This is a genomic window from Pseudomonas chlororaphis (assembly GCF_001921865.1).
GTDB lineage: Bacteria > Pseudomonadota > Gammaproteobacteria > Pseudomonadales > Pseudomonadaceae > Aquipseudomonas > Aquipseudomonas chlororaphis_D.
In genome coordinates this window covers 12,924-31,255 of sequence record NZ_MSCT01000010.1, presented here as the reverse complement: position 1 = coordinate 31,255, position 18,332 = coordinate 12,924, and the positions used below count along the sequence as shown (strand labels likewise).

The window sequence follows — 18,332 nt, the reverse complement described above, 5'->3', positions numbered from 1 at the left end:
GGGGTTGCAACCCGCGGTCACTTGACCGCCGCGGTCTTGAATTTGGTCCAGGCGCGCATCCGTGCCCGCATGTCGGCCTGGGGGATGTCCTTGCCGGGGATCAGCCGCTCGAAGGCCGCTTCGTCCGGGTAGAGATCCGGGTTGTTGCGCATGGCCGGGTCGACGCTCGGCCGCGCCTTGGCGTTGGCGGTCGGGTAGCCGGTGAAGTTGCTGATGGCCGCCATGTTCTCCGGGCGCATGACGAAGTTGATAAAGGTATAGGCGTATTCCGGGTGCCGGGCATCGGCCGGGATCGCCATGTTGTCCATCCACACCGTGGTGCCCTCGCGCGGGATGCGGTACTGGAACACCACCGGCTTGCCGGCGGCGTCGGCGGTGCGCTGGGCCTGGGTCATGTCGCCACTGTAGCCCAGGGACAGGCACAGGTTGCCGTTGACCAGGTCGGTCACCGGTTGCGACTGGAACTTGCGGATGTACGGCCGTAGCTTGAGCAGCAGCTCGCTGGCCGCCGCCAGGTCCTCCGGCTTGGCGCTGCGCGGCTCGCGCCCCAAATAGTTGAGCACCACGGCCAGCACTTCGTCCGGCGAGTCGATCATCGAGATCCCGCAGTCGGCGAAGCGCGCCGCCAGTTCCGGCTTGAACAGCAGGTCAAGGCTGTTCACCGGGGCATCCGGCAGGCGCTCGCGGATCTGCTGCTCGTTGTAGGTCAGGCCGATGGTGCCCCAGGTGTAGGGCACGGTCGCTTTACTGGCATGGGGGTAATGCGTGCGCAGCTTCTGCAGGCCCGGCTCGATGTCGGCCAGCGCGACGAGCCTGGCCGGGTCCAGCGCCTGCAGGCTGCCGGCGCGCATCAGGCGCTCGGCCACGGTGTCGCCGGGAAAGATCAGGTCGTAGCCGCTGCCGCCGGTCATCAGCTTGGCTTCCAGCACCTCGCTGCCGTCCATCACGTCGTAGATCACCTTGATCCCGGTTTCGGCGGTGAAGCGCGCCAGGGTGTCTTCGGCGAAGTAATCGGCCCAGTTGTACAGGCGCAGGGTTTTCTCTTCGGCCTGGACGCTGCCCAGGGCACCGCCCAACAGCAGGCCGAGGGCGCAGAGCACAGGCGTATGGCGAATGTTCATCTCAAGCCCCTTGAGTGTTCCAGCGTGCATGGACCTGCCGGCCGTCCAGGCCCAGCAGCGCGGCGTACATTTCCGGACGGCGGTCGCGGTAGATACCCCAGGTGCGGCGTTCCTCGGCCATGGCGGCCAGGTCCAGGCGCTGCAATAGCAGCCCGGGGGTGTCGCGGCCGGCCTCGGCCAGCAACTGGCCCTTGTGGTCGCAGATAAACGACGAGCCGTAGAAGCGCATCCGCAACTGCGGGTCGCCAGTCGCCACTTCCTCGCCGACCCGGTTGGCCGCCACCACCGGCAGGATATTGGCCGCCGCATGGCCGCGCATGGTCATCTGCCAGTGGTCGCGGGAATCCAGGCCGGCGGCGCCCGGCTCGGAGCCGATGGCCGTGGGAAACAACAGCACCTCGGCGCCCATCAGCGCCAGGCAGCGCGCGGTCTCGGGAAACCACTGGTCCCAGCAGATGCCGACTCCGAGGCGGCCGAAGGCGCTGTCCCAGACCTTGAAGCCGGTGTCGCCGGGGCTGAAATACTCCTTCTCCTGGTAGCCGATGGCGTTGGGGATATGGGTCTTGCGGTACACCCCAAGCAGGCGGCCGTCGGCATCGGCCACAGTCAGCGAGTTGAAGTAGGCGTTGCCGGCCCGCTCGAACCAGCTCAGCGGCAGCACCACCCCCAGCTCCCGGGCCAGGTCAGCGAAGCGTTTGAGGATCGGGCTCTGCCCATACTCCTCGGCCAGCGCCAGGTGCTTGTGGTCCTGTTCGATGCAGAAGTACGGCGTGGCGAACAGCTCCTGCAACAGGATCACCTGGGCGCCCCGGGCCGCGGCGTCGCGCACCAATTGCTCGGCCTGGTCGAGGTTGCGCTTGAGGTCCCAGGTGCAGGCCATCTGGGTGGTAGCGATGTTCAGCAGGCTCATGCCCTGGCCTCCTTCAGCGGCCACGCCGGCTGTTGCTGGGTGATGCAATGCACCCCGCCGCCGCCATGGGCCAATTGGTTGATCTCGACCGGCACCACCTCGCGGTCGGGGAACACCGACGCCAGTACTTCAGCTGCCGCCCGGTCGGCGTCGATGCCATAGGCCGGCATGATGATCGCGCCGTTGGCGATGTAGAAGTTGGTATAGGAGGCGCAGAACACCTCGGCCTCGACGTCCACCGCGGCGCTGGCTTCGTACAGATCGACCAGCTCGAAACGCCGGCCATGGGCATCGCTGGCCAGCTCCAGGGCGCGGCGGTTTTCCCGTACCACTTCGGCGTACACCGAGCCGTGCTCGTGGGTCGCGTCCACTAGCAACAGGCCCGGGCGGGCGAAGGCGCAGACGCCGTCGACGTGGCCGTCGGTCATATCGCCGGTGACATAGTCCGGGTCGCCCGGCAGCCAGATGGTCTTCTTCACACCCAACAGGCGGCTGAAGATTTCCTCGATTTCGGCCTTGCTCACGCCCGGGTTGCGGTTGGGGTTGAGCAGCACCGACTCGGTGGTGATCAAGGTGCCTTCGCCGTCGACATGGATCGCCCCGCCTTCGTTGCTCAACGCGGTGCCGAAGCAGTCCAGGCCGAGGCGGTTGAGCACGCGCCGGGCCAGGCTTTCGTCCAGCTCGTGGGCCGACTTGCCGCCCCAGGCGTTGAAGCGCCAGCTGACCCCGGCCAGGCCCTGCTGCGGGTGGCAGATAAAGCTCGGGCCGGAGTCGCGGCACCAGCTGTCGTCGACCGCCAGTTCGATCAACTCGATATTGCTGCCGCACAAGGCGCTGGCGCTGGCCCGGGCGGACGGGTCGACCACCATTTTCACCGGCTCGAAACGGGCAATCGCATTGGCGACACGGGCAAAGTCCTGCTGCACCTGGGCCAGGGTCACGCCCCAGGCGGACTCCCACAGCGCCTGGTTGTGCGGCCAGACCATCCAGGTCGCCGCATGGGGCATCCACTCCGCGGGCAGGGTCCAACCTGTGCCTTGATCGCCGTTACGCTGCATGTTCGCTCACCTTTCAGTTAAGTATTTTTTATGACTGAAAACCGCCTTCGCGGAATGGAACCCATGCTATGGCTTCATAAACCGCGCAACAAACGATAGATTTAGCGCACAACTGATCAGCAGGGCTTATCGATCATGCTCAAACACTGGCCACCCCTGAACGCCCTGCGCGGCTTCGAAGCCGCCGCGCGCCTGGGCAGTTTCCACAAGGCCGCCGAGGAGCTGCACCTGACCCAGTCGGCGATCAGCCAGCAGATCCGCAGCCTGGAAACCTTCCTCGAACAGCCGCTGTTTTTCCGCAGCGGCCGCAGCGTCAGCCTGACCGACGCCGGCCACGACCTGTACAGCACCACCCAGTCGATGCTGCAACAGCTGTCGGTGGGCATCCGCCGCCTGGAGCAGTACCGCAAGCCCAACCAGCTGGTGGTCAACACCACCCCGGCCTTCGCCCGCCACTGGTTGTTACCGCGGCTGGGGGCATTCAACCGCCAGTACCCGGAAATCGACCTGTGGCTGTTCACCTCCTTCGAGCCGCCGGACATGGCCACCCAGACCATCGACCTGAGCATTCGCGACGACCTCAGCGCCCAGGCCGAATGCAGCTACCATCTGCTCTACAGCGACTGGCTGTTTCCCGCCGCCCACCCGGACGTGCTGCGCCAGACGCCGGAGCGGCGCACCACCCTGCACGGCGAACGGGAAATGGACTGGAGCCACTGGACCGTGCAAGGTGGCGCGGACGTCGGCCAACGCAGCAACGGTTTGAATTTTTCCGACCCGGGGCTGTTGCTCGATGCGGTCTGCGCCGGCCACGGCATCGCCCTGGTCAGCCAGTTGCTGGCGACCCAGGCGTGCCAGGAGGGTGTCTTGCAGCCTTTGAGCGAGCAAACTGTGCGCGGTGCAAACTGGGCTTGCCTGATTCATCGGGACAGCGAAAAAAGCCCGCTGACCCTGTCGTTCAGCCAGTGGCTGCAAACCCAGTTGCCGGAGCGCCCGGCAAGCCGCTAGACCGACCGCCCGTGACCGAACCCCGTATTCGACGATTCAAGCGAGACCCAGAGTGAGCCAGCGACCGCAGCACGACACAGGCCTACCCCACCAGCGCCCGAGCCAGGAGCGCCGGGCCGGTTTTCTTTTGCTCGAACACTTCTCCCTGCCGGCCTTCACCCAGGCGCTGGACACCATCGTCACCGCCAACCTGCTGCGCCCCGGGCTGTTCTCCAGCCGCACCTTCGGCCTGCACGCCGACGAGGTGACCAGCGACCTGGGCCTGGTGATCCGCCCCGACCGCCGCATCGGCCTCGACGCGCTGGCGGGCCTGGACCTGCTGGTGATCTGCGGCGGCTACCGCACCGAGCTGAAGATCCACGACGAACTGAACCACCTGCTGCGCAGCGCCGCCGAGCGCGGCATCGCCCTCGCCGGCCTGTGGAACGGCGCGTGGTTCCTCGGCGCCGCCGGCCTGCTCGACGGCTACCGCTGCGCGATCCACCCGGAACACCGCCCGGCCCTGGCGGAAATCGCCAAGGTCACCCAGGTCACCAGCGAAGCCTACGTCATGGACCGCGACCGCCTCACCGCCTCCAGCCCCACCGGCGCCTTCCACATGGCCCTGGAATGGGTCAAGGGCCTGCACGACAAGGCCCTGATCGAAGGTATCGAAGACATCCTCGCCTTCGAGGAATCGCGCTACCGGCGCATCAAACCCTCGCGCCACGTCTCCCTCAGCGCGCCCCTGCGCGAAGTGGTCAAGCTGATGGACGCCAACCTCGAAGAACCCCTGGAAATGGACCAACTGGCGATCTACGCCGGCCGCTCCCGCCGCCAGATCGAACGGCTGTTCAAGGAGCAACTGGGCAGCACGCCGCAGCGTTATTACCTGGAGCTGCGGCTGATCGAGGCGCGACGCCTGTTGCAGCATACGGAGCTGTCCCAGGTCGAGGTGCTGGTGGCCTGCGGTTTCGTGTCGCCGAGCCATTTCAGCAAGTGCTACAGCTCGTATTTCGGCTATCGGCCGTCGAAGGAAGTGCGGTTGGTGAAGTGAGGCCCGGCCCTGGTCAAGGCCAGCCTCCCCGCGCCGCCACCCTTCGCTTCATGCGCTCGAGCGAGCGCCGTTCTCGTGGGCCCAGAGGGCCAATGCCTGAGGGTCCAAAGGCTGCGAGAAGCAATAGCCCTGGGCAACCTGGTAGCCGAGGCTGCGCAGAATCTCCAACTGCGCAGCCGTTTCAACGCCCTCGGCGACCATGTTCAGTTGCAGGCTCTTGCTGATCTCGGCGATCGATTTGGCCAGCGCCCGGGCGCCTTCATTGCCTTCGATATCCTCGATAAAGCTCTTGTCCAGCTTGATGGCATCCACCGGCAGCCGCAGTAGATAACTCAGGCTGGAATAGCCGGTGCCGAAGTCGTCGATCGACAGCCTCACGCCCGACTGGCGGATCTCGGTAATCACCGAAATGACGTTGTCGGTCGCATCCAGGATGAAGTCCTCGGTGACCTCCAGTGTCAGGCAGGACGGCGGGAGCTGGTGGTGCGCCAGGAGTTCCTGGATCAGCTCGATAATCGCCCTGTCGCGGAAGGCCACGGGAAAAATATTCACCGACACCTGGGGGACCATCAGCCCCGAATCGCGCCATTGCGCCATTTGCCGGCAGGCTTCGGCCAGCGCCCAGCGATTGAATTCCGGCATCATGCCGGCGTCTCGCGCCAAAGGGATAAAGCGATCGGGCGCAATAGTCCCCAACGCCGGGTGGGTCCAGCGAGCCAGCGCCTCGACACCAAAAAAATCGTGCCCCTCCAACCGTACCTGCGGTTGGTAATACAGCGTCAGCTGGTTGGTCTCCAAGGCTTCGCGCAGGGCCACGCCCAGCGTCAATTCACTCTCGACCGGGGTCCCCGCCACCGGGTCGAATACGCTGATCGCCTGGCGGCCCGCCGATTTGGCCTTGTACATGGCCTGGTCGGCATGGAGCAGCAACGATTGGATATCGCTGCCGTGCTCCGGATAAAGACCAATGCCGATACTGGCCGATGGAATCAGCCGTACCTCGTTCAAGACCAGGGGCTTGGCCAGCTCGTTGATCACCCTTTGCGAAAACGCGACAGCCTGGTCGACGGACGAAGACGACAGGACAATGACAAACTCGTCCCCCGAAAGGCGGCTGACCAGGTCGTCGCCGCGGACCGAGTTCTGCAGCCGCCTGGCAATTTCGCAGAGCAACGCATCGCCAGCGGCATGCCCAAGGGAATCGTTGACTTGCTTGAACCGGTTGATGTCGATGAACAGCACGGCCAGGGAGGTTTGCGCGCGCTGGGCCTGGGCAATCATGGCGTTGGCCCGCACCATCAACAAGCGTCGGTTGGGCAACGTCGTCAGGCTGTCGTAATAGGCCAGGCGCTCGATGTCGTGGATGAAACTGTCCCGCTCCAGCGCCAGGGAACACAGCTTCAGGCTGGTCTCGAGCAAGCGATGGTGCTGCGCCTCGGGCAGATGGTTTTCCCGGTAATAGAGGGTAAAGGTGCCCAATACCCGCCCGCTGTTCGAGCGAATGGTATTGACCCAGCCGGCCGTGAAACCGAACGACTCGGACACCTTGTGATCGACGCAATCGCCCTTGTCCGCCGCATGATCGGTGAACATCAGCATCTTGCTTTCCTGCACTTCCATCTTTTCCAGGAAAGGCGTGTGCGCGAGGTGCTCCAGCGACTGCAGAAAGCCGGGCGGCAGGTGCGGGGCGGCCATCAACGACAGGTGGCCCTGCTCGTCGAACTGCCGGATCGAGACGCTGATTTCCGGCGCGATGCGGCTGATCTCCTGGCAAATCAGCTCCATGACCACCGACAGGGATTCTTCCCGCGCCATGGCGCTCAGCACTTTGAATTGAAGCTGGTCGTTCATCTTGGCTTCCGTGATGTCGGTCACGATGGCCACGACGTTTTTCCGCTTGCCCTGTTGATCGAGTACCGGGTTGGCAACCACCCGCACCCACAGTGGCTTCTGGTTTTTATTGTAAACAAGCAACTCGGTGGTATGGCTTTCGCCGCTGCCGATGCTGTTCTTGAAAGAGAAGATCGCATCCACATCGGTATGGCGGCCATAAAAGACCTCGGCCGGCTTCTTGCCGACCAACTCCGACGGGGCATAACCGAGCAGACGCACGAAGCCCTCGTTGACATAGGTAATCACGCTGCCCGGATCGGTGACGATAATCGCGCTGTCGGTGCGGTTGACGGCGATCTTCAGCAGGCGGTTGCGCTCGACCCGATTCATCACATACAGCAGAAACAGGACTGTCGCCAGGATCGTCAGGATGATCGTCGTGGCCGCAACGATGTAGATCTTGAAACGCGCGCCCATGGACTGGAGCGAGGTCTGGGTAATGCTGTTGCCATAACTCAGGAACTTTTTCTGCTCTTGCAGGAATTGCTCCTGAACGTCCTGGACCGGTTGCGCGAGCGCCCATCGCACATCGCCTGAGCCGGTGTACCTGACCAGTTGGCTGAGCGCCTCCAGATAACGCGAATACACATCCTTCAAGGCCGCGACCCGGATATGGTTTTCTTCATCGACCCGTGTACGCGTGAGGAACCGGTCAAACGATTCGTTGGCCAGCGTCAACTCCCGGCGCGCATGCTCCACCATCTCCTGCGGGACCTTGTCGAACAACACGATCCGGGTATTGGCTCGCGACAATGAAAGCCGTGCCTCCATCAAGTGCTGGGTCGTTTCGGCGACAGCGTCCACTTGTTCGACCGCCACATTGGACAACGCACCAATACTCGATTGGTTGCTGGTCACCATCCAGAAACTGAGAACCAAGGTCGCGCATTGAAATACCAATGCACTAATAAGAGTTGCTCTTAACCCATACGGCAGTGCGAGCTTGCGAAACAAACAATCCTCCTTTGTCAGTAGACAAACATGGGAATCAGGTCAGGAAAAACGTCCAGCCCCCGAAAGAGGCCTGGATGAGGGAGATGCCAGCGCGGAATATATCCCTGCGACGGTAGCGCAATGCCACTATCGCAACAAGATCAGGCCGCGCTCCGCTGGCGGATTCCATAAGAAACTGACGTTATATTGAAAAAACTTTCGACGCTTGCCGAACTATCACTGAAACTTATTTGGCGGCTCATTATTGTCTAAGCCGTCAGGAAAGTTTACCGAACGCCCAGTAACACATGCCTGCCGGTATTAGTCGGCCTCACTGTTATTGGCTGAACAGTCAAAAAAACCGTACAAGCGCCTGATCGGGCTGGTTGGCGGCAGAAATGCACTAAAAAAGCGCATGATCCCGGAAGGAAGAATACTTACGGACTGTTCAACTAAGGGGCAACTTCCAGCAGGGTCTGTTGGACGTTAGTGGCTTGCCTGGCGAAAGCGGAATTATTCTCCTTGGCATACTGTTCAGGATTACCAAGTAATCGAACCAACCGTGATGTTAGGCAACGACGCCAATAAACATATCAAGGGGATCCGGCAAAGACTCTTTGATGGCTACTAGTGAGTGATGTACAAATGCATAGACACCCCATTTCTAGGCAAGAACAGTAATACAGATATCCAGATCGCTTGGTATGGCTTTCCCAAGCACACTCTCAATCTGTCTGGCTTGTGTTGCGGTTAACTCTACAACGCCATGTCTTACGCCCTCCTCGAGGGAGCTCCAGCCGACCAGATCAAGCACGGTCTGATTGAATTCCGATGCTACGTCCAGTTCAAATTGCACAAATTCATTTTCATGACCATCGGGAAAAAAGCCTGCGATACATAAATACATAAAGCACTCCTAACGATTACTTTGGGGTTGTCCTGCCCGGCTTGGCCGGTTTGGTCTGTTCCCCGGTCTCGGGGTCGTACTCACCTAAATGCTTGCCCCGTTTGTCGTACATCTCAACAGCTCCATGCTGACTGTCCCATTCATAAATTTTTCCTGAACTGTCCACCCAGCGGTGCCGTTTCCCTCCTCCCCCTTGTAGTGAAGATTTCGATTTGACCCACTTGGCATCAGGAAAGGCCGTCAGTCCTTTAGGTGCTGGATAATAGCGATGGTCCCCCGGAACACTCAGCGAAATATAAATCGGCTGAATCCCGCTATCCGGAAACCAGATAATCGCGTCCTGGTAGTCAGGCGGATACTGCGGATTGACCAGTATCTTATCGGCCTGTTCGGTCGGCGGAAAAACCCACGCGCCCGGCTTCAGCGAAGCGCCCTCCAACGCCGGAATACCTGGCACCGTATTAGGGTCGGCTGCCGGGGTCCAGATAACCTCGATCCCCTGCCCCATCTCCGCGACCCGTTGCTCACCCCGGGCCTTGGCTGCAATCACCGGCACCTGCTGCCACTCGGCCTTTGTTCCGGTATAGAACCCGTACACGCTCACCGCGCCCTCCGGCAGGTGCTTTACGTTGACTCGCACACGGGTATTCCCGTGGCGCAACTGAGCGTATTGCTCGGACGTGTAGAAGGCGCTGTCAGCCGCGATATCGTCCGGCATCAGCAACGCGGCAAAGCCCACCGCGGTGGGGCCGGCCAGCGCCAAGGCACCGCCCAAGCGTTTCACCAGGGCCGAGGCACTGCCCGAACCGCCAACCCATCGCAGGGGAACAGCGCCTGCGGTCATCGCCGGAGCAGTGCCCAGTACCGCGAAGGTGCCGTATTGTTTCAGCGACTCGACCGGTACGAAACCGCCGGGGTTGCTGTGGTTGATCAGGCCATTGGGCAACGCGCAGGACTTGGCGAAGACACACCCTTCAAGGGTCGGTATCGCCTGTGGTTTCTCCGGCAATTCCTTGTATTCGGCCCAACGCTGTTCGCCGATATCGACCGGCTCGACGCCTTGATCGCGATAGCCCTTCGGCTTATTGGGCACATATCCGCTCATCCTTGTCCGCTTCCCGTCGTCCATAAAAAAGCCTCCGTGGCGGAGGCGAATTTTTTTGCAGCAGGCAAGCGGACGTTACGCGAAATACCTAAAGACGAGTGGTAGGACAATTCTGAATTTATTCAGCCTCGCCTACCGCCACCCGAAGCTGGCGGTACGCCTCGACCAGTTGCTCGAGGCTGAAGGCCAGGTTTCGCCCGCTGGGGTTGGGCAGCACCCAGACCGCGGCGTTGCCGAAGGTGTTCGGTTGCAGGCCCCAGGCGATGTCGCGCTGGCCGGATAACGCGCTGTAGGCGGCTTTGCCGAGAAAGGCCACGAAACGTGGGGCGTGGCGGGCGATCTTGTGTTCGAAGCGCGCGGCGGCGGCGCGAAACTCCTCCAATGACAATTGATCGGCGCGGGCCGTGGGCCGTTCGACCACGGCGGTCAGCCCGCAGCGATAGTGCAAAAGGCTCCGGTCCTGTTCCGGGCGCAGCGGTTGCGGGGTGAAACCGGCGAGGTGCAGGGTGCGCCAGAAGCGGTTGCCCCGCCCGGCAAAATGATGCCCCTGGGCGGCCGCGGTCAGGCCCGGGTTGATGCCGCAGAACACCACCGCCAGGTGCGCGGCCAGAATGTCCTCGAGTCGTTCGCTCACGTATGAACCTCACAAGTCCGGCGCAGGCCGGGGTCGATGATCCGCACCGCCCGCCCCTCAGCGCGGCGGTGGGTTGAGCCGCCCATCCAGGGCGAAACGCTCCTGCAGCACCTGCTCGTACAACCCCGTGGCCAACCGTGGATTGATCAGCAGGTTCCAGCTATGGCGCGACACACAGGAAGGAATCAGTACGAAGGGATGCTGCTCCAGCAAGCTGGCGCCGAAAGCCTGTTGACTGTGGCTGGGCGTGCCGGGGGTCAGCCAGTTGGGGTTGGGGATGTCTTCGGCCCGAACCCTGTGGATGCGCGACGGCGCCAAGACCCGGGCCGCGGTCAAGGTGTGCGGCAGGCTGTCGAGGGCCTTGAAGCCCTTGTGCACCGCCACTTCCAGCACCGCGGTCGAGGCATCCAAGCTGGCGTACACCACGTGCAGCCCCTTGGGGTTCCAGCGCCCGCCGCTGCTTTCGGCGCCGATGCCGCTGCTCCAGGTCGCGGCATGAATCGCCAGGTCGAGGCGCCAGAAATGCAGGTCCGCAACCAAGGGGTCGGTCAGCATCAGTAGACCCCGAATTCGAGCCGGTGCAGAAAGTCCGTGACCAGCTCATAACCCACCGGGTTGGCCAGCAGGTCGATGGGCACTTCGCCGTCCAGGCCCAGCGCCGGCTGGGTCATCCAGTCTTCGGCCAGCGCCCGGGAGCCGAGCACGGCCTCGGCCTTTTCCAGCACTTGCGCGTAGTACAGGGCCCGGGCGCTCTGTTCGGGGCTCAGGGCTTCGTCCTGGTTTTTCATGCGCCGCGCCAGGGTCCGCTCGGAAAACCCGACGATCTTCGCCAGCACGTTGAAGCGCTTGAAAGCCTCCACCGACTCCACCAACTCGATCACCGAGCCGAGGGAGAACCCCGCCTGGGTCGCCCGGAAGACCGCCATGGGGTCGTCGGCGTCGGTGCCGGGCAGCAGGCCGCGCACCATGGGCGAAGCGAACGCATAGGCCGCCGTCTCTTCGCCTACCGAGTCGACCTTGGCCTTGGTTTTTTTCCGCAGATCTTTGGCCGCGCCCCCGACCCACTGGCCCTTTACGTTTCCCGCCTTGGTCGAAGGCTTGGCAGTAACAGTTTTTTTGGCTGACGTCGGCATGCCCATCTCCCGGATTTATGACAAATGGCAGCCATAATACTGCCACTTGGCGAAAGAAAAAACCACAGGCTTACCAACGGTCGGCCTGCCCTTGTCTTGTAACAAGCGCCGACCGCCCTTCCCTCCGCGCAATTGCACAGCCCCCGGCAAAAATGAGATATTCGCGATTGTGAAATATTCTCATTAAGCGAATTCCCATGCCCCCTAACCTGCTCCTGGTGGAAGACGATTCCAGACTGCGCCACGACCTGGACGCGCATTTCCGCCAGCGCGGCTTCGCCGTCACCGCCTGCGCCAATGGCGCCCAGGGCCTGGCCGCCGTGCAGGCCGGGCGCTTCGACCTGGTGCTGCTGGACATCATGCTGCCGGGCCTGGACGGTTTGTCGCTGCTCGAAGCCCTGCGCCGCGACCAGGACATGCCGGTGATGCTGATGTCGGCGCTGGGCGCCGAGCAGGATCGCATCAGCGGCTTTACCCGCGGCGCCGACGACTACCTGCCCAAGCCCTTCAGCCTGGCCGAACTGGATGCCCGGGCCGACGCGCTGCTGCGGCGCATGGCAATGGTCCAGCGTGCGCCGGCGGCCCGTCAGGACAGCGCGATGCAGTTCGACGACGCGGCCCAGGACGTCGTCCACCAGGGCCAGAACGCCGGCCTGACCGGCTCCGAATACCGCTTGCTGGCAACCCTCCACGAACACCCCGGCGAGGCGCTGAGCAAAGTGTTTCTCTACCAGCAGGTGCTGCACCGGATCTACACCCGCCTGGATCGCGGCCTCGACGTGCACGTGTGCAACCTGCGGCGCAAGCTGGCGGCCATCGGCGCCGGGCATGTGCAGATCCAGGCGGTGCGCGGCCAGGGTTACCTGCTGGTGGACACGGAAAAAGCCTGATGCGCCGTCACCCCCTGCTGTGGAAGCTGGCGCTGCTGCAAGTCAGCTTCTGCCTGTTGCTGACCTGGATCATCTGGATCTGGGGCCTGTCGGCCGAACGCCGGACCTACTTCCTCGACCCCGCCGACCGCCTGTACCTGGCCCGCTATGCGCAGCAGGCCGAGGACATCTGGCGCACCGAGGGCGTGCCCGGCGTCGAGCGTTTTCGCGCCGAGCTGGCGGCCCGGGAAGACACCTGGGTGGCGGTCATCGGCCCGCACCTGCAAAGCCTGGGCAGCACGCCGCTGAGCGCCGAGGAAGCCAGCCACCTGACCTTCATGCGCAAGCTCGACTGGCCCATGAGCCGGCGCCTGCAAGACGAGTTGCCGTACGTCAGCATCGAATTCCCGCAGCACCCGGAACAGGGCCGGCTGGTGCTGCAACTGCCCGAGCGCCTGTTGCCCGGCGGCCTCACGCCCTGGACCCACCTGTTCAGCCACGGCCTGTTGCCGACCCTGCTGGCGGCCCTGCTCGGCCTGTTGATCTACCGCCATCTGGTGGTGCCGCTGAACCGCCTGCGCGACCGCGCCGATGCCCTGCGCGCTGACGACCTGGACAGCGACGGGCCGGGCACCCCGCTGCTCGGCCGGCGCGACGAACTCGGCGAACTGGCCCAGGCCTTCGAGCACATGGCCGAGCGCCTGCGCCAGAGCCTGGGCCAGCAGCGGCTGTTGCTGCGCACCCTGTCCCACGAGCTGCGCACGCCCCTGGCGCGGCTGCGCATCGCCCACGACAGCCACCTGCCGCCAGAACAATTGCGCCAACGCCTGGACCGCGAGATCGGCGACATGCAGCGCCTGCTGGAAGACACCCTGGACCTGGCCTGGATGGACACCGAGCGCCCGCAACTGCCCACCGAACCGGTGCTGGTGCTCTCGGTGTGGGAAGCCCTGCGCGAAGACGCCTGTTTCGAAAGCGCCTGGGACCCGGCGCGCCTGCCTTGCAGCCTGGACCTGGACTGCTGCGTGCAAGTGCACCTCGACAGCCTGGCCCAGGCCCTGGAGAACCTGCTGCGCAACGCCATCCGCCATTCGCCGCCAGGCGCCCGGGTGAGCTTGAGCGGCGAGCGCGAAGGCCAGTTCTGGCACCTGCGCCTGCAAGATGAAGGTCCCGGCGTCGCCGAACAGGACCTGGAACGGATCTTCCTGCCCTACCAGCGCCTGGCCAACCACTCCGAGCACGGCAGCGAAGGCTTCGGCCTCGGCCTGGCCATCGCCCGCCGCGCCATCGAGCTGCAACAGGGTCGGCTGTGGGCCAGCAATGCCCAGCCGGGGCTTTGCCTGCACTTGCTATTGCCCGCAGCGGCGGCCGAGAAGTGTTTAGAAAGTTAATGCGCTTTACTCGCAAATAACAGTCATTATCATTCGTGATCTTCCTGTTTCAGGTTGCCCCTGGAGATCAACAATGTCGTCCCGTTCGCTGCGCCCCTTCGCTCCTTTCCTGCTGTCCGGCTGCTACTTGCTCAGCGGTGCCGTGCACGCCGCCACCGAGGCCGCGCCAGAGGCTCGCCCCGCGCCCCTGGAGCTGGAAACCCAGACCATCGTCGCCACCGCCAAGGAAGAGACCAAGCAGGCGCCGGGCGTGTCGGTGATCACCGCCGAAGACATCCAGAAGCGCCCGCCGGCCAACGACCTGTCGCAGATCATCCGCACCATGCCGGGGGTCAACCTGACCGGCAACTCCACCAGCGGCCAGCGCGGCAACAACCGGCAGATCGACATCCGCGGCATGGGCCCGGAGAACACCCTGATCCTGGTGGACGGCAAGCCGGTGGGCAGCCGCAATTCGGTGCGCTACGGCTGGCGCGGCGAACGCGACAGCCGCGGCGACACCAACTGGGTGCCGGCCGACCAGGTCGAGCGCATCGAAGTCATCCGCGGCCCGGCGGCGGCCCGCTACGGTAACGGCGCAGCCGGCGGAGTGATCAATATCATCACCAAGCAGGCCGGTGCCCAGACCCACGGCAACGCCACGGTCTACACCTCCTTCCCGACCCACAAGGACGAAGGCGCGACCCAGCGCATGAGCTTCGGCCTCAACGGCCCGCTGGCCGAAAACCTCAGCTACCGGGTCTACGGCAATGTGGCCAAGACCGACGCCGACGACTGGGACATCAACCAGGGCCACGAATCGGCGCGCACCGGCAACCAGGCCGGAACCCTGCCCGCCGGCCGCGAAGGCGTGCGCAACAAGGACCTCAACGGCCTGCTCAGCTGGCGCCTGAGCCCGGAGCAAAGCCTGGACTTCGAAGCCGGCTTCAGCCGCCAGGGCAACCTCTACACCGGCGATACCCAGAACACCAACAGCAATGCCAACGTCAAAAGCATGCTCGGCCACGAGACCAACCGCACCTACCGCGAGAACTACGCGCTGACCCACCGCGGCGAGTGGGACTTCGGCAGCTCCATGGCCTACCTGCAATACGAAAAGACCCGCAACAGCCGGATCAACGAAGGCCTGGCCGGCGGCACCGAGGGCATCTTCAGCGACACCAGCTTCTACACCGCGGTGCTGCGCGACCTCACCGCCCACGGCGAGGTCAACCTGCCGCTGCACGCCGGCCTGGACCAGACCCTGACCCTGGGCAGCGAGTGGGTGCAGCAGAAACTCGACGACCCGAGCGCCAACACCCAGAGCACCAGCGAAGGCGGCGCGGTCGGCGGCCTGGCCAGCAGCGGCCGCGACACCTCGTCCTCGGCGCGGATCTTCTCGCTGTTCGCCGAAGACAATATCGAGCTGGCGCCCGGCACCATGCTCACCCCCGGCCTGCGCTTCGACCACCACAGCATCGTCGGCGACAACTGGAGCCCGTCGCTCAACCTGTCCCACGCCCTGACCGAGACCCTGACCCTCAAGGCCGGCATCGCCCGCGCCTACAAGGCGCCGAACCTCTACCAGCTGAACCCCGACTACCTGCTCTACAGCCGCGGCCAGGGCTGCTACGGGCAGACCACCAGTTGCTACCTGCAAGGCAACGCGGACCTCAAGGCCGAGACCAGCGTCAACAAGGAACTGGGCCTGGAATACAAGGCCGACGGCTGGGTGGCCGGCCTGACTTACTTCCGCAACGACTACAAGAACAAGGTCGAGTCTGGCCTCGCGCCGATCGGCAACGCCACGGGCGGCAGCGGCAGCTACCGCAATGCCGCGATCTACCAGTGGGAAAACGTGCCCAAGGCCCTGGTCGAAGGCCTGGAAGGCACCCTGACCGTGCCCCTGGCGAGCGAGTTGAAGTGGAGCAACAACTTCACCTACATGCTGCAATCGAAGAACAAGGAGACCGGCGACTACCTGTCGGTGACCCCGCGTTTCACCCTCAATTCGATGCTCGACTGGCAGGCCACCGACGACCTGTCGCTGCAGGCCAGCGTGGCCTGGTACGGCAAGCAGACGCCGAAGAAATACGACTACCACGGCGACCGCGTGACCGGCAGCGCCACCCACCAACTGTCGCCCTACGCCATTGCCGGGGTCAGCGGCACCTACGCCCTCACCCGCCACCTGAGCCTGACCGCCGGGGTCGACAACCTGTTCGACAAGCGCCTGTTCCGCGAAGGCAACGCCCAGGGCGTGACCAACATCGCCGGGGCCGGCGCCGCCACCTACAACGAACCCGGGCGCACCCTCTACACCAGCCTGACCGCGTCGTTCTAAACCCGAGCCGTCCTGAATCTATAACGAGATCGCCTGATGAGACCTTTTCTTCGCCCCTTGGCCGTGGCCCTGGCCCTGCTGTTGCCGGGGCTCGCACCCCAGGCGCAGCCGGCGCCGGACCAGCCGATGGACAGCCGGCTGCTGCAACGCCAAGACCTGCCCTACCGCTTCAGCCGCCTGCAACTGGATTCGGCCGACGGCCAGCGCCATTACCAACTGTGGATCGGCCAGCCCCAGGCGCCCGCGCCAAAAGACGGTTACCCGGTGCTGTGGATGCTCGACGGCAACGCCGCCATCGGCGCCCTGGACGCCGAGCAGTTGAAACGCCTGGACCCGGCCCGCGTGCCGTTGCTGGTGGCCATCGGTTACCAGACGCCGCTGCGCATCGAACGCAACGCCCGGACCCTCGACTACACCCCGCGCCTGCCTGGCGCGGCGGTGCAAAAGGACCCGTTGACCGGGCAACCCAGCGGCGGCGCCGAGGCCTTCCTCGAGCTGCTGCGCGAACGCATCCGCCCGGCGGTGGCCGCCCAGGTGCCGATCGACAGCCGCCGGCAAACCCTCTGGGGCCATTCCTACGGTGGCCTGCTGGTGCTGCACGCGCTGTTCAGCCGCCCCGGGGAATTCAGCCATTACGCGGCGGCCAGCCCGTCGCTGTGGTGGGGCGAACAGGCGATCCTCGCGCAAACCCAGGGCCTCGCCCAGCGCCTCAAGGGGCAACAGGCGCAACTGCTGCTGATGCGCGGCGGCAGCGAACCGGCCAACCCGCGCGGCCCCGCCGAGCCGCACCCGGAACGCCTGGCGCGGCAACTGGAGAACGACCTGCAAGGGCTACCCGGCTTGACGCTGACCTATCACAGCTTCGACGGCCTGAGCCACGGCGAGACGCTCGCGGCGTCGCTGGGGTATGTGCTGGAGAGCCTGTATTCCCAACCCTAGAAGGTAAAAGGCGCAGCTCAGGCCTGCGCCTTCTCCAGCGCGCCTTCGATATCCCCGGCAGCGACCGGACTGTCGCCCAGCCACAGGCTGTTGTCGGCCAGGCGGATGCTCAGGCAGACCGCCTCGCGGTCTCCGGGATACTGGCGCAACAGCAGTTCCACGGTCTGCGGCATTTGCCGCGCGGACATCAGGTCCCAGGGCCCGCCACTCAGGTCCAGCAGCACGCGGCCATCGCGCGCGTCCACCACCTGCGGCGCATACACCCAATGGCTCATGCGCCTTTCATGAGGCTCGACGCTGATGTTCAAGTGGGCGAAAGCGTACGCCGGGTCCATGACGGTTCCTCGCCGCGTGCGCCCGACCGGACGCACGTGGCAGTGATGGCTCGGGTGATTACTGTTGCGCCGACTGTTGCAGGTAGTCGGTGAGGAAATACTGGGCGTTGCCCTGCTCGGAAAGGTTCTGGTCGTAGTGCAGGGGAATTTCCCGGCCTTCGCCCGGCAGGTACAGCTCGCCGTTGTTGCCGCGCACGATCAGCGCAACGTAAGGCTTGCCGTCGACTTCGGTGGAGTAGCGCGTGTCCTTGCTGGTCTTCTCGACGTGCATTTTCTGGATGCGCTGGTCCCAGTCATGGTCGATGCCGCCAACCTGCACCAGCGCCTGCTGCTCGCTGCGCTCGCCGTAGCGCAGGGTCCAGACCTTGAGCCCCTGCTCGCCGCTGAACGCCAGCACCCGCTCGCCGACCGGCGGGCGCTCGCCCTCGGTGGCCGCCAGGGCGGAAGTACTCAGGCACACGCCGAGAATAAGGGCCAACCCATTCCTTGTTCCGAACATCATGTTCTTCCTGTATCGCCATAAAAGTTCGCCCGAGGCCCGGGCAGCGAGGATCATTGCACAGCCCCACGCACCAAATCCACGCGATCCCTGCAGGAGCGAGCTTGCTCGCGATAGCGGTGGTGAATCCACAAGCGGCCTGCGGCCTATCGCGAGCAAGCTGCGCTCCTACAAAAAGCGGACCGCACATACCCCCGCGATGGCAGCGCCGCGGCATGTCCGGCGCCTTGCAGATTCG

At 64.2% G+C, this 18,332-nt stretch carries 17 protein-coding genes; 6 read left to right on the top strand and 11 right to left on the bottom strand.

The annotated features are described in order from the left end of the window. Positions 1-17: 17 nt before the first annotated feature. Genes BTN82_RS12520 through BTN82_RS12510 form a run of 3 tightly spaced genes read right to left on the bottom strand, consistent with a single transcriptional unit; the run spans position 18 to position 3,089 of the window. Entirely contained in the window at positions 18-1,121 is a 1,104-nt protein-coding gene (locus BTN82_RS12520; RefSeq protein WP_075119447.1) for an extracellular solute-binding protein, read from the bottom strand. Position 1,122: 1 nt separating this feature from the next. Continuing rightward, positions 1,123-2,031 (bottom strand): N-carbamoylputrescine amidase, encoded by a 909-nt coding sequence (aguB, locus tag BTN82_RS12515; protein WP_075119446.1) that lies wholly within the window; start codon positions 2,029-2,031, stop codon positions 1,123-1,125. Continuing rightward, positions 2,028-3,089 (bottom strand): agmatine/peptidylarginine deiminase, encoded by a 1,062-nt coding sequence (locus tag BTN82_RS12510; RefSeq protein WP_075119445.1) that lies wholly within the window; start codon positions 3,087-3,089, stop codon positions 2,028-2,030. Before BTN82_RS12510 ends, aguB begins: the two co-directional genes overlap by 4 nt. 135 nt (positions 3,090-3,224) lie before the next feature. Between BTN82_RS12510 and BTN82_RS12505 the strand changes: the two genes are divergently transcribed. Further along, positions 3,225-4,097, top strand: coding sequence for a LysR substrate-binding domain-containing protein (locus BTN82_RS12505; RefSeq protein WP_075119444.1), 873 nt, complete (start codon positions 3,225-3,227; stop codon positions 4,095-4,097). 52 nt (positions 4,098-4,149) lie between these two features. After that, entirely contained in the window at positions 4,150-5,133 is a 984-nt protein-coding gene (locus tag BTN82_RS12500) for a GlxA family transcriptional regulator (RefSeq protein WP_075119443.1), read from the top strand. A gap of 48 nt (positions 5,134-5,181) precedes the next feature. Here BTN82_RS12500 and BTN82_RS12495 read toward each other — a convergent pair whose 3' ends face one another. The 6 genes from BTN82_RS12495 to BTN82_RS12470 all read right to left on the bottom strand — a co-directional run bounded on the left by BTN82_RS12495 (position 5,182) and on the right by BTN82_RS12470 (position 11,738). Next, a complete protein-coding gene (locus BTN82_RS12495) occupies positions 5,182-7,980 on the bottom strand; it encodes an EAL domain-containing protein (RefSeq protein ID WP_075119442.1) in 2,799 nt (932 codons plus the stop codon). A gap of 643 nt (positions 7,981-8,623) precedes the next feature. Next, positions 8,624-8,866 (bottom strand): pyocin S6 family toxin immunity protein, encoded by a 243-nt coding sequence (locus BTN82_RS12490; protein WP_075119441.1) that lies wholly within the window; start codon positions 8,864-8,866, stop codon positions 8,624-8,626. Positions 8,867-8,882: 16 nt separating this feature from the next. Next, entirely contained in the window at positions 8,883-9,971 is a 1,089-nt protein-coding gene (locus tag BTN82_RS12485) for a colicin E3/pyocin S6 family cytotoxin (protein WP_075119869.1), read from the bottom strand. A 118-nt stretch (positions 9,972-10,089) separates the two neighbouring features. After that, positions 10,090-10,605, bottom strand: a complete 516-nt coding sequence (mug, locus tag BTN82_RS12480; protein WP_075119440.1) for a G/U mismatch-specific DNA glycosylase — start codon at positions 10,603-10,605, stop codon at positions 10,090-10,092. 57 nt (positions 10,606-10,662) lie between these two features. Then, entirely contained in the window at positions 10,663-11,160 is a 498-nt protein-coding gene (locus BTN82_RS12475) for an RES family NAD+ phosphorylase (RefSeq protein ID WP_075119439.1), read from the bottom strand. Continuing rightward, complete coding sequence (locus BTN82_RS12470) at positions 11,160-11,738, bottom strand: antitoxin Xre/MbcA/ParS toxin-binding domain-containing protein (RefSeq protein WP_075119438.1); 579 nt, start codon at positions 11,736-11,738, stop codon at positions 11,160-11,162. Before BTN82_RS12470 ends, BTN82_RS12475 begins: the two co-directional genes overlap by 1 nt. A gap of 197 nt (positions 11,739-11,935) precedes the next feature. Here BTN82_RS12470 and BTN82_RS12465 point away from each other — a divergent pair, with 197 nt between their 5' ends. The 4 genes from BTN82_RS12465 (at position 11,936) to BTN82_RS12450 (ending at position 17,260) form a co-directional block, all read left to right on the top strand. Continuing rightward, positions 11,936-12,628 (top strand): response regulator transcription factor, encoded by a 693-nt coding sequence (locus BTN82_RS12465; protein ID WP_075119437.1) that lies wholly within the window; start codon positions 11,936-11,938, stop codon positions 12,626-12,628. Next, positions 12,628-13,998: a sensor histidine kinase gene (locus tag BTN82_RS12460; protein ID WP_075119436.1), complete on the top strand. Its 1,371-nt coding sequence runs from the start codon at positions 12,628-12,630 to the stop codon at positions 13,996-13,998. The genes BTN82_RS12465 and BTN82_RS12460 overlap by 1 nt, the downstream gene beginning before the upstream one ends. A gap of 73 nt (positions 13,999-14,071) precedes the next feature. Then, complete coding sequence (locus BTN82_RS12455) at positions 14,072-16,321, top strand: TonB-dependent siderophore receptor (RefSeq protein WP_075119435.1); 2,250 nt, start codon at positions 14,072-14,074, stop codon at positions 16,319-16,321. Positions 16,322-16,357: 36 nt separating this feature from the next. Then, complete coding sequence (locus tag BTN82_RS12450; RefSeq protein WP_075119434.1) at positions 16,358-17,260, top strand: alpha/beta hydrolase; 903 nt, start codon at positions 16,358-16,360, stop codon at positions 17,258-17,260. Positions 17,261-17,277: 17 nt separating this feature from the next. On the opposite strand, the gene BTN82_RS12445 is transcribed toward BTN82_RS12450, so the two are convergent. Continuing rightward, entirely contained in the window at positions 17,278-17,595 is a 318-nt protein-coding gene (locus BTN82_RS12445; RefSeq protein WP_075119433.1) for a hypothetical protein, read from the bottom strand. 58 nt (positions 17,596-17,653) lie between these two features. Next, entirely contained in the window at positions 17,654-18,094 is a 441-nt protein-coding gene (locus BTN82_RS12440; protein ID WP_081375458.1) for a hypothetical protein, read from the bottom strand. Positions 18,095-18,332: the final 238 nt, after the last annotated feature.

What these genes read in the sequence shown, in the direction of transcription:
- BTN82_RS12520 (WP_075119447.1), bottom strand. Translation starts at nt 1,121, where the DNA reads ATGAACATTCGCCATACGCCTGTGCTCTGCGCCCTCGGCCTGCTGTTG.
- aguB (WP_075119446.1), bottom strand. Translation starts at nt 2,031, where the DNA reads ATGAGCCTGCTGAACATCGCTACCACCCAGATGGCCTGCACCTGGGAC.
- BTN82_RS12510 (WP_075119445.1), bottom strand. Translation starts at nt 3,089, where the DNA reads ATGCAGCGTAACGGCGATCAAGGCACAGGTTGGACCCTGCCCGCGGAG.
- BTN82_RS12505 (WP_075119444.1), top strand. Translation starts at nt 3,225, where the DNA reads ATGCTCAAACACTGGCCACCCCTGAACGCCCTGCGCGGCTTCGAAGCC.
- BTN82_RS12490 (WP_075119441.1), bottom strand. Translation starts at nt 8,866, where the DNA reads ATGTATTTATGTATCGCAGGCTTTTTTCCCGATGGTCATGAAAATGAA.
- BTN82_RS12485 (WP_075119869.1), bottom strand. Translation starts at nt 9,971, where the DNA reads ATGAGCGGATATGTGCCCAATAAGCCGAAGGGCTATCGCGATCAAGGC.
- BTN82_RS12475 (WP_075119439.1), bottom strand. Translation starts at nt 11,160, where the DNA reads ATGCTGACCGACCCCTTGGTTGCGGACCTGCATTTCTGGCGCCTCGAC.
- BTN82_RS12470 (WP_075119438.1), bottom strand. Translation starts at nt 11,738, where the DNA reads ATGCCGACGTCAGCCAAAAAAACTGTTACTGCCAAGCCTTCGACCAAG.
- BTN82_RS12465 (WP_075119437.1), top strand. Translation starts at nt 11,936, where the DNA reads ATGCCCCCTAACCTGCTCCTGGTGGAAGACGATTCCAGACTGCGCCAC.
- BTN82_RS12460 (WP_075119436.1), top strand. Translation starts at nt 12,628, where the DNA reads ATGCGCCGTCACCCCCTGCTGTGGAAGCTGGCGCTGCTGCAAGTCAGC.
- BTN82_RS12455 (WP_075119435.1), top strand. Translation starts at nt 14,072, where the DNA reads ATGTCGTCCCGTTCGCTGCGCCCCTTCGCTCCTTTCCTGCTGTCCGGC.
- BTN82_RS12450 (WP_075119434.1), top strand. Translation starts at nt 16,358, where the DNA reads ATGAGACCTTTTCTTCGCCCCTTGGCCGTGGCCCTGGCCCTGCTGTTG.
- BTN82_RS12445 (WP_075119433.1), bottom strand. Translation starts at nt 17,595, where the DNA reads ATGGACCCGGCGTACGCTTTCGCCCACTTGAACATCAGCGTCGAGCCT.
- BTN82_RS12440 (WP_081375458.1), bottom strand. Translation starts at nt 18,094, where the DNA reads ATGTTCGGAACAAGGAATGGGTTGGCCCTTATTCTCGGCGTGTGCCTG.